Raw genomic sequence first — 6,232 nt, forward strand, 5'->3', positions numbered from 1 at the left:
TAATGCCCTAATCTCGAATGATACAACTCTATGTCTATAATCGTTAAAAAGGCCGGTGTCCTCTTAGGAGTGCACCGGCCTTTTCTGAGTTGCTTTTGTTCGTTTCTCTGTTACTAAAACCGCTGAATACAAAACGGCGATGATGCCCACGGTTTGAAAAAGATTTAAGACGTCATTAAGGAACAAAACACCGGTAATAACGGCAACGATAGGCTCAATTGTTGCAAGTATTGAAGCACGGCTTGCTTCAAGATGTTTTAACCCAGTCGTATAAAAGATATACCCACAAACGGTTGAGACAAACGCCAGCAATAAACTACTTGTCAAAACGTCTGGCTCACGGAATAGATATAATTTTGAACGAAGATCACTCGTTAGCAGCATGAATAAACTCGTATACAAAAACGTATACGTCGTAATTGTCAAAGGCGAGTAACGATGTGTGATGGGCTTTGTAAAAATGCTATAAAGTGCATAAAAGAAACCAGATAGAATTCCCATCATAATTAGTGAAAAAGATAAATTAGAAGACCCGAATGGAAGCAATTCGACAACGAATGCACAGCCGAGTAACGCTAAAATCAACGCAGCCACTTTTCGCTTCGTGAGCGGTTCTTTGAAAAAGATTCGCGAAAGCAACGTAACAAAAATCGGTCCCGAATACAGGAGCGTAACCGCAAGCGAAATGCCTGCTTGGGAAAACACTTCAAAGTAAAAATAATTAAAAAAATGCAATACTTATGATGCCTGCAGCTGCAAAGATCAAATGATCTTGCCACCTCGTTTTTAATTGTTTTCTAAAAAACAAGCTCATAAAGATGATCAACATTATGAAGGTAAAGACCCCTCGTATCGCAACAACTTCCCAAGCTGTAAAACCATGTTCATATAAAGGGGCAACAAAAAGACCAATTAATCCCCACGCCGTTGCCCCGGCGATCGTAAAAAGATAGGCTCTCGCTCGTGACATAATTTCTCCCCTTCTTGATGTTCTTGTTCAAGTAAACCATATATTGCGGACATTTACGAAAGGAACCGGTCATCGCTTCATATTGAGAAAAGATTTCTTTATTTTCAACAAAAAAACCAGAAGTACGACGTAGTTCAATCTTACTGATCTCAACTAGAGATTGGCATAATGGATCATGATGATTTCCAAACGCACACGTAATCACGTAAACTATGAAGTAACATGCATTTCATCGTAGAACATACACAAATCATCGAAAATTAAGTAAAGGTGGTCGGTCGTATGGAGAAGCTAACGTTAGAAGTTGCAGAGAAGATCGTAAAAGGAGCACAAGCTGAAGCGCAAAAACTAAGTGTACAGATGGTTATTTCAGTCGTCGATGAAGGCGGACACTTAATTGCAACGCACCGAATGGACGATGCATGGCTCGCAAGCATTGATATCGCTCAAAACAAAGCGTGGACATCTGTCGCATTAAAAATGCCTACATCAAACCTTGAAGAAGCGACGGTCCCAAAAGCTGAATTATTTGGTCTAAACACGACAAATCAAGGAAAGCTCGTTGTATTCGGTGGAGGAATTCCCCTTGAACGAAACGGAAGAGTCATAGGCGCAATCGGAGTGAGCGGAAGTACTGTCCCGCATGACGTACAAGTAGCAGAAGCCGGTGTAAAAGCCTTTGAAAAAAATATCACTAGAAACGGTATAACGAACAAAGAGCCAAGACGTGTACACGTCTTGGCTCTATTTAACTAGGAATGCTCAGAAGCACTCGCATTAATGGTTGAAGAAGCAGCGGTAATTACGCTAGTTTCAATGGTTTCGATGGTGAGTTGTACGTTTTTACTTACTGGTAAGTTTCTAGTTGAAGAGTGCAAATAATGTTCAACACGCTTTGCTTCTTGCTGGGTTGGATAAAGAATGGATAATAAGTGAGAAGCATATAGCAAAGAAAGCAAGATGACCATGCGTTCATCTTTTTCAGATAAGGCAACTTGATGATTTGTCTTTTCTACTAAGCGGCGTGATTGTTCTAGATAAGGTGTTAAATCTTTAGGGGCATTTAAAAGATAAGAGTCCGTTGAAAAGAACGTACGCAAGCCTTTATCACGTAAGTGTAAAATCTCATTTTCTTCTAATTGAAAAGCGATCAATCGTTTAAGGTTCGGTATTTTTATCGGAAGAACACGAATCCAATAACTTGCGGGCTTCGGATTCGTAACCGTAAGTAGGTTTAACGATTTTTGCAACAATGGATGGTGAACTTCATGGTGAATGACGACGATTTTTCCATTTTGTTCCACAAGTTTCCCTAATAGCAATAATTCGGCGAGAATGCATGCTACGAGACTCGTCGTAAAGGTATTTGACGTTTGCTTGTGAATCTTTTCATGTTTCTCGTTTACTGCTATGTAAAATAAATGATCAGCTAGTGTTAACATCAATTCTCACCTTCTTTCCTTACTCTTTCTACGAAATACAGACCGGTGACGTTTCAAAATCTTTGTATACAAGGATGTTTTTTATTTACTGAAAAATGATGATATTAGGCTAGCAATTTTAGCGAGCTTCACAGAAAATAGAAGGAGAACTTACTTTGAAGGGGGTAACTATGGAGACACCATACATCCGAGTACATAAACAAATTGTTAAAGAGAACATTCAAAGAATGCAAGATGACGCGAACAACCAAGGAATCGCATTACGTCCGCATTGTAAAACACATAAAACCCCAGAAATCGCGTTTTGGCAACTTGAAGCAGGCGCAAAAGGAATTACAGTTGCCAAAATCTCTGAAGCGAATGTCATGTTTGAGGCAGGAATTACAGATATCTTTATCGCTTACCCAATTGTCACGGACGACAAAATTGCAAACGTCATTGCACTATGTAAAAAAGCGAACATAACGCTCGCGGTCGATAGTGTGTTCGGGGCGAACAAGTTAGCAGAAGCCGCAAAGCGTGAAGGAATGGTACTTAACGTTCGTTTAGAAGTGGATACAGGATTGAATCGCGCAGGGGCAAGAAGTGAGAAAGTCATAGAAGTCGCCCGGAGTATTCATAATGATTCTCACTTATGCCTTGATGGTATTTTTACCTTTAAAGGTGCCGTTGTGGAAGAGAAATCTACGTTAGATACGTCAGCAGCGGGTGAAGAAGAAGTTCTCCGATTGCAACAATACAAAGCACGATTAGCTGAGGAAGGAATCTCTGTGCCAGTCATTAGTGCGGGCTCTACTCCTACAGCACAAGCTGTTTCCAAAACTAGAAATGTCGAAGAAATTCGACCTGGTACGTATGTATTTAATGATGCGATGCAATATAAATTAGGGGTTTGTGAGTTACATCAATGTGCAGCTTCTGTCGTAGTAACGATTGTAAGTCTGCATGATGATGATCGCCTAGCGGTTATTGATGGTGGAAGCAAGACGTTTGCAACAGACATTCAACCCAATCAAGAACCGTTGCGATTAAACGGCTTCGGTATCGTCATCGGTCATCCTGATGCTGTATTTTTGCGCATGAATGAGGAGCATGGAATCGTCCAGTTAGGAGAAAATCATGGACTGAACATTGGAGACACAATTGAAATTATTCCTAATCATATTTGTAGTACCGTGAACTTACACAATCATTTTTATGTAGAAGATGAGCGAGGGGAAACAACGAAAATACGTGTAGCAGCAAGAGGCTGTCTTCAATAAGGGGCAAATGATGATTATTCGAAAAGACGACATCACTGATCCATCAGTAATTCAATTACTTCTTCAACATGTACATGAAATGAGGGAGACATCCCCACCTGAAAGTGTCCATGCATTAGATGTTGCACAGTTAAAAGAAGAAGGATTAACGATGTTCAGTGGTTGGATTGATCATAAATTGGCTGGGGTCATCGCATTAAAAGAATTAACGAGTGAACACGGAGAAATTAAATCCATGCGTACGGCCGATGGTTTCTTAAGGAGTGGAGTCGCTAGTAAGTTGCTCACTTATAGTATTGAAGAGGCTAGAACACGAGGCTACCGAGAATTAAGTCTTGAAACTGGTGCAGAGCCGTTTTTCGAGCCTGCTCGTTCTTTGTATTCAAGGTACGGATTTTCTGTTTGCCCACCATATGCTGATTATTGGGATGACCCGAATAGTGTCTTTATGACGATGGTCTTGAAGGAATCTGATTGATTTTAGATGGCATAATGGATGGCTAATTAGCACTAAGAATAAGAGGTAGAGACTTAGTAAAATGTGGTGATAGAAGAAAGTCTTGTGAACGTACAGGTTCAATGCTTCTAGTGAAGGTGTGATGACGAGTGGTGCAAGGGGAGAAAGGCAGAGTCATACAAGTTGCCATCATAACCGCCGTCGCTTTATTAGGTGATGCGATGCTGTTATTGTATTGCCGATCTATTATGAGCAGTTTGGATTGACTGCTCTTTGGCAAATCGGCCTTCTTTTGTCGATTAACCGGCTTATACGATTACCGATTAACCCATTTGTAGCATGGTTTTATCGTCGGTATTCATTACGCACTGGTCTATTTATTGCGACCACTCTTGCTACGTTAACGACGTTCTCTTATGGAGTGGCGACAAGTTTTATCGTATTAGTCATTGCGCGGATGCTTTGGGGCGTTGCATGGTCGTTTTTGAGGATGGGTGGATTTTTAACAATTATTAAAGTGAGCACGAATGAAAATCGAGGCAATCACATTGGCTTGTACAATGGGTTATGGGGGATGGCGGATTAGTTGGTATGCTTGCCGGTGGATTTTTAGCCGATCAAATTCCGATTGTTATGATGACATCACTCTTCGCTCTCCTCGCGTTGATTTGTATACCACTTATTGCATTCACTGTACCGCATTCAAATGTTGACCATCGTACAACTGCAAAAGCAATGTCGCCAACCTTTCAGTTCACGCCTTACATTTCGTTAATTCTAGTTACGAGCCTCTTCAAAGGCTTTCTCATAATGGGATTGTTCGCGTCAACATTAAGCCCATTAATTGAATCACGCATGCAAGAACCGATGACAATCGCTTCATTAATGATTGGGGCAGCAACGATTGCAGGGATTGTTCAGGCAATCCGGTGGTGTTGGGATCCGTTTCTTGCTCCGTTGATCGGGAGGTGGAGTGACCGACTTGAAAAGCGGTATACGCTGTTATTTGTACCGTTAATTGCTGGTGGAGTGTTACTAGTGGTTGTTGGCTTTACTGAGTCATCACTACTGTTAATTGGATTGTTGCTTCTTTTCCAGCTCACGTCCACAATGCTTACGACAACGGTCGATACGCTTGCTGCATCAGCTGCAGCGAATACGGATGAATCAAAATGACGATGTGGCATACGATCTTAGACGACCTAGGTGCCGCAGTGGGACCGTTAAGTTCATTTTTACTCCTAACATGGTTGGAAGGATCTCTGTCAATTCTTTATGTCGGATCAGGAGTATTAATGCTCGGTTACGCAGTAATTTGGGGCTCCTATTATTATAAAAGCAAACGGAAAACGACTCATGCCAATGCAGCATGAGTCGTTTTATTATGAGATACGATGAATGGACCAAATGACGCCTGAAGGAGCTCCTGAGCCAAGATTTAATCCAACCGTCAAGCCATTTGAAACATAAAAGAGCCCTAGAGTGTCTCCGGCAGAAAGTTCAGCATCCGCGAGTAACGTTACTTCTCCACTTCCAAGAATGACTCGTAACGTTAACAGTAATAAGATATTTACGTCTAGAATGGGCAATAAACCTGTAACGAGTGTCGTCGGATTAGGACTAATTCGTTGAATGGTAAACGCAGGGTTCACACCCGTTCCAATTTGTGCCGTGATTGTAGCAGTCGAACGATAGTTAATAATCGCTTTAATGGAGTAGCGACCACTAACCGGAACCGTATACGTTCCTGTCGTTGCATTAAAACCAGTTCCAGTAAAGAAAGGGCTTGCCGTGAGCCAGCTATCCAATTGAGTTGCAGCATTGATCGTTGCTGGTGCCGTTGTGCCGAGAACCCCATTGAAGAGATAATCGGTCCAGTAATTCCTGTTGTTCCAGTTGCGCCTGTGGCACCGGTAGGTCCAGTGATTCCGGTACTGCCAGTGGCTCCAGTAGGACCGGTAATTCCGGTACTGCCAGTGGCTCCCGTTGGTCCGGTGCTACCTGTAGTGCCAGTTATTCCGGTCGGTCCGATAACACCGGTACTGCCCGTAGCGCCAGTCGATCCGGTGCTCCCGGTACTGCCCGTAGCGCCAGTCGATCC

At 42.2% G+C, this 6,232-nt stretch carries 11 protein-coding genes; 7 read left to right on the forward strand and 4 right to left on the reverse strand.

What is annotated here, in order from left to right; translation table 11 throughout:
• Window positions 1-63: 63 nt before the first annotated feature.
• Entirely contained in the window at window positions 64-705 is a 642-nt protein-coding gene (locus tag JCM19055_RS19450) for a DMT family transporter (RefSeq protein WP_265182390.1), read from the reverse strand.
• 16 nt (window positions 706-721) lie between these two features.
• Window positions 722-970 (reverse strand): hypothetical protein, encoded by a 249-nt coding sequence (locus tag JCM19055_RS30475; RefSeq protein WP_265182391.1) that lies wholly within the window; start codon window positions 968-970, stop codon window positions 722-724.
• Between the two features lie 282 nt (window positions 971-1,252).
• On the opposite strand from JCM19055_RS30475, the gene JCM19055_RS19455 reads away from it, so the two are divergent.
• Complete coding sequence (locus tag JCM19055_RS19455; protein WP_042360921.1) at window positions 1,253-1,726, forward strand: heme-binding protein; 474 nt, start codon at window positions 1,253-1,255, stop codon at window positions 1,724-1,726.
• Here JCM19055_RS19455 and JCM19055_RS19460 read toward each other — a convergent pair.
• On the reverse strand, window positions 1,723-2,412 hold the full coding sequence (locus JCM19055_RS19460) for a GPP34 family phosphoprotein (protein ID WP_042360922.1): 690 nt from the start codon (window positions 2,410-2,412) through the stop codon (window positions 1,723-1,725). The two genes, JCM19055_RS19455 and JCM19055_RS19460, sit on opposite strands and share 4 nt — an antisense overlap.
• Before the next feature lie 170 nt (window positions 2,413-2,582).
• On the opposite strand from JCM19055_RS19460, the gene JCM19055_RS19465 reads away from it, so the two are divergent.
• The 5 genes from JCM19055_RS19465 (at window position 2,583) to JCM19055_RS30490 (ending at window position 5,504) form a co-directional block, all read left to right on the forward strand.
• Window positions 2,583-3,674, forward strand: a complete 1,092-nt coding sequence (locus JCM19055_RS19465) for an alanine racemase (RefSeq protein WP_052366571.1) — start codon at window positions 2,583-2,585, stop codon at window positions 3,672-3,674.
• A gap of 10 nt (window positions 3,675-3,684) precedes the next feature.
• Complete coding sequence (locus JCM19055_RS19470) at window positions 3,685-4,152, forward strand: GNAT family N-acetyltransferase (RefSeq protein ID WP_042360924.1); 468 nt, start codon at window positions 3,685-3,687, stop codon at window positions 4,150-4,152.
• 214 nt (window positions 4,153-4,366) lie between these two features.
• Window positions 4,367-4,717 (forward strand): MFS transporter, encoded by a 351-nt coding sequence (locus JCM19055_RS30480; protein ID WP_265182392.1) that lies wholly within the window; start codon window positions 4,367-4,369, stop codon window positions 4,715-4,717.
• Window positions 4,699-5,307 carry an MFS transporter gene (locus tag JCM19055_RS30485; protein WP_265182393.1) on the forward strand — a complete coding sequence of 203 codons (609 nt, stop codon included), beginning with the start codon at window positions 4,699-4,701 and terminating at the stop codon, window positions 5,305-5,307. The genes JCM19055_RS30480 and JCM19055_RS30485 overlap by 19 nt, the downstream gene beginning before the upstream one ends.
• A complete protein-coding gene (locus JCM19055_RS30490) occupies window positions 5,304-5,504 on the forward strand; it encodes a hypothetical protein (RefSeq protein ID WP_265182394.1) in 201 nt (66 codons plus the stop codon). The genes JCM19055_RS30485 and JCM19055_RS30490 overlap by 4 nt, the downstream gene beginning before the upstream one ends.
• A 9-nt stretch (window positions 5,505-5,513) precedes the next feature.
• Here the strand turns inward: JCM19055_RS30490 and JCM19055_RS30495 are convergent, their stop codons facing one another.
• Window positions 5,514-5,939 carry a hypothetical protein gene (locus tag JCM19055_RS30495; protein ID WP_052366572.1) on the reverse strand — a complete coding sequence of 142 codons (426 nt, stop codon included), beginning with the start codon at window positions 5,937-5,939 and terminating at the stop codon, window positions 5,514-5,516.
• On the opposite strand from JCM19055_RS30495, the gene JCM19055_RS30500 reads away from it, so the two are divergent.
• Window positions 5,940-6,232: hypothetical protein (locus tag JCM19055_RS30500; protein WP_265182395.1), on the forward strand; the 293-nt coding region annotated here is incomplete at its 3' end.

The sequence above is a fragment of the Geomicrobium sp. JCM 19055 genome (assembly GCF_000698185.1).
GTDB classification, from domain to species: Bacteria; Bacillota; Bacilli; order Bacillales; family Marinococcaceae; genus Geomicrobium_A; species Geomicrobium_A sediminis.

What these genes read in the sequence shown, in the direction of transcription:
- JCM19055_RS19465 (WP_052366571.1), top strand. Translation starts at nt 2,583, where the DNA reads ATGGAGACACCATACATCCGAGTACATAAACAAATTGTTAAAGAGAAC.
- JCM19055_RS30485 (WP_265182393.1), top strand. Translation starts at nt 4,699, where the DNA reads ATGGGGGATGGCGGATTAGTTGGTATGCTTGCCGGTGGATTTTTAGCC.
- JCM19055_RS19460 (WP_042360922.1), bottom strand. Translation starts at nt 2,412, where the DNA reads ATGTTAACACTAGCTGATCATTTATTTTACATAGCAGTAAACGAGAAA.
- JCM19055_RS19470 (WP_042360924.1), top strand. Translation starts at nt 3,685, where the DNA reads ATGATTATTCGAAAAGACGACATCACTGATCCATCAGTAATTCAATTA.
- JCM19055_RS30475 (WP_265182391.1), bottom strand. Translation starts at nt 970, where the DNA reads ATGTCACGAGCGAGAGCCTATCTTTTTACGATCGCCGGGGCAACGGCG.
- JCM19055_RS30490 (WP_265182394.1), top strand. Translation starts at nt 5,304, where the DNA reads ATGACGATGTGGCATACGATCTTAGACGACCTAGGTGCCGCAGTGGGA.
- JCM19055_RS19455 (WP_042360921.1), top strand. Translation starts at nt 1,253, where the DNA reads ATGGAGAAGCTAACGTTAGAAGTTGCAGAGAAGATCGTAAAAGGAGCA.